At 70.1% G+C, this 2,380-nt stretch carries 3 protein-coding genes; all 3 read left to right on the top strand.

The window, feature by feature from the left end; all coding sequences use genetic code 11:
• The first annotated feature begins 11 nt into the window (after positions 1–11).
• The 3 genes from AC1DHD_RS15625 (at position 12) to AC1DHD_RS15615 (ending at position 2,237) form a co-directional block, all read left to right on the top strand.
• Entirely contained in the window at positions 12–875 is an 864-nt protein-coding gene (locus tag AC1DHD_RS15625; RefSeq protein ID WP_476880588.1) for an HpcH/HpaI aldolase/citrate lyase family protein, read from the top strand.
• A 29-nt stretch (positions 876–904) separates the two neighbouring features.
• Positions 905–1,864, top strand: a complete 960-nt coding sequence (locus AC1DHD_RS15620) for a DUF2797 domain-containing protein (RefSeq protein ID WP_476880587.1) — start codon at positions 905–907, stop codon at positions 1,862–1,864.
• A gap of 148 nt (positions 1,865–2,012) precedes the next feature.
• Positions 2,013–2,237 carry a DUF3188 domain-containing protein gene (locus AC1DHD_RS15615; RefSeq protein ID WP_476880586.1) on the top strand — a complete coding sequence of 75 codons (225 nt, stop codon included), beginning with the start codon at positions 2,013–2,015 and terminating at the stop codon, positions 2,235–2,237.
• Positions 2,238–2,380 lie beyond the last annotated feature (143 nt).

Below are 2,380 nucleotides of genomic sequence, written 5' to 3'. Positions count from 1 at the left end.
AGCGTAGAGGCATGACCTCTACCACCACCGCCGGGATCGTCCGGCCCCAGCGCAATGTCCCGGCCGAAATCGCCCGCTCCTGGCTGCTGGTCAACGCCATGAAGCCGGAACTCTTCGGMCAGTCGGCGGAGTCCCGCGCSGACGCSATCATCCTCGACATCGAAGACGCGGTGGATCCCTCCCAGAAAGACGCCGCCCGCGAGCACGTAGTCGACTGGCTGACCGCCGGCGGCAGCGCCTGGGTCCGGATCAACGACGCCACCAGCCCCTTCTGGGCTGACGACCTCGCCGGCCTCCGCGGCACCCCGGGACTGCTCGGCGTGATGCTCGCCAAAACCGAGTCCGCGGACCAGGTCACCGAAAGCTTCCACCGCATGGACGGCAAGACCCCCGTGGTGGCGCTCGTCGAGTCCGCCGTCGGCATCGAGGAAGCCAACCACATCGCCAAGGCCCAGGGCGTCTTCCGGCTGGCCTTCGGTTCCGGCGACTTCCGCCGCGACACCGGCATGGCGGCCACCCCCGAGGCGATGGCCTACCCGCGCGCCAAGCTGGTTGTTGCCAGCCGCGTCGGCAACCTGCCGGGCCCCATCGACGGCCCAACCGTCGGCACCAACCACCCGATCCTGCGTGAGCAGACCGGCATCACGGTGATGATGGGCATGACCGGCAAGCTCTGCCTCGCGATCGACCAGACCAGCGTGATCAACGAGGTCATCAGCCCCACGCCGTCCGATGTCGCCTGGGCCACGGACTTTATGGCCGATTTCGAAGCCAACGGCCGCGTCATCCGGGACGGGTCCGACCTGCCGCGCCTGGGCCGCGCCGAGAAGATCATGAAGCTCGCTGTAGCCTTTGGGGTGCAGCCGGCCCTGTAGCCGGTTCCCTGTCCCACCAAGGAGACCCCGTGACCGATACCCGCTATCTGGTCCACGGGGTCTTTTGGGATCACCCGGCACTTGCCGGAGCGCCTCCGCTGCCTGCGGGGCCGTCCGGTGCGGGCCGGGCCGTCCTGCGCCTGCAGGACGCTGCCGGCGTCTTCACCGACGTCACGCTCGACGCCGGGACCCGGCTGGGGTTCCGCTCCGCCGCCGACGGTAAGCAATGCCTGGGCCACCACAAAGTCCACGGACCCGCGGACCGGGACCACGTGGTGTGCCCGGAGCGAGAAGCGGCGGTCCGCGGCGCCCAGTGCGGAGCGTGCTTCGCCCTGGACGATTCAAGGCTGATCCACGACTTCCACCGCGGCGGCCGCGTCCCGCCCGGACTGCGTGCCTACCTGATGCAGCCGCACTGGCTCTACATCGCGACCTTCGCCAACGGCGCCAGCAAGGTGGGCACCGCCTCCGACCTGCGGAAGTGGCACCGGCTCGCGGAGCAGGGCGCCGTCGTCGCCCGCTACGTCGCCCGCGCCGCCGACGGCCGGGTGGTCAGGGTCCTGGAGGACCGGGTGACGCGCGACGCCGGGCTCCCGCAGCAGGTCCGCTCGGCCGCCAAGGCCGCCGGCCTGACCGCGCCGCCGTCCGCCGTCGTGCTGGACGAGCTGAATGCCCGGCACGTGGCCAGCGTCCGGGCCCTGCTGCGCGGTGACGACAGCGGCGGATTCTCGGTGGTGGACGAACAATGGCAGCGTCCCGCGCTGGCGGACAAGGCCTGCGCCCCGGCGGACCGGCACGCCTACCCGCACGACCTCCACTCCGGCGCCCACGGGTTCTTTATCGCGTCGCTGAGCGGCAGCGTGGCCCTGGCCGAACTCGACGGCTCGGACCTCGGGTTCGTCGTCAACCTTGGCGCCCTGAAGGCCCGCACCGTCGAACTGGGCGACCACGGCTCGGCGGTCCCGGCCRTGCAGCCGGCGTTGTTCTGAGCCGCAAAATACCCGGCGACGCGCTAAATCCCCGGTGCCGCGCAAAATTCCGGACGCACCGGGTATTCCCGCGTCGGCAAGTAATATCCGGGGCGCCAGGAACAACCCGCGTCGAGGGGTGCCCCGCGGCCGCCGGTAGACTGGCACGGTGCTGAACGAATTCTGGGCCGCCGCGCCAACGTCCTACAAGGTGCTCGTTTTTAGCGCCATGGGGTTGATCGCCGCGGGCATCATCCTGAACCTCGTCGGCAACAACACCGGCAACCAGGGCCTGGCGTTCGCCTCCCTCGGCGTCATCGGCCTCGGCCTCATCCTGCACGTCGCCGGCATCGTGGTCCGCGGCCAGACCATCCGGAAGAACCTCAAGCGCTAGCAGCGGCGTTCCGCGCCACATGGCTGCGGGCGTGTTCCACGGCGTCCGCCAGGGTGTTGAACAGGTGCTTGTGGTGCCGCAGCGACCGGATCACGCCAACGTTGGTCACGAGGTCCAGGTGCTGCGGTTGGACACCCTTGAGC

Source organism: Arthrobacter sp. 05L45_2, assembly GCF_056397525.1.
Note: the sequence above shows the minus strand (reverse complement) of the source record. Positions and strands in the feature narration are given on the sequence as shown.